Source organism: Pseudoalteromonas sp. CR1 (assembly GCF_019392235.1).
GTDB lineage: Bacteria > Pseudomonadota > Gammaproteobacteria > Enterobacterales > Alteromonadaceae > Pseudoalteromonas.
Map to the genome: position 1 here is coordinate 1 of NZ_JAHXRM010000369.1, position 260 is coordinate 260.

Consider the following 260-nt stretch of genomic DNA (forward strand, 5'->3'; position numbering starts at 1 on the left):
CGATCTCGCTTGGGACGTTTAACACAAGCGATCTGTCTATTGACACTAACGCTGTCGTGATCACAACAGCAAACGCTGCTATCACTGTCAATAGCAGCCGAGATGTTCTCATTACAGGCGGCTCTAACATCAATGAGGCTGCCCGTATCGACAGCGACGCTAACGGGGTTCTTTCGATCACAACAAGTCGAGACCTCATCCTGACAGGCGGCAGCAACACAAACACGAGCGCACAGATCCAAAACAATGCGCCGGGCAAT

The 260-nt window shown here is 51.5% G+C and carries 1 protein-coding gene; it reads left to right on the plus strand.

All coding sequences use genetic code 11. The annotated features are described in order from the left end of the window. The coding region (locus KZZ04_RS19750; protein ID WP_219423965.1) for a hypothetical protein at nucleotides 1–260 on the plus strand (260 nt) is incomplete at both ends.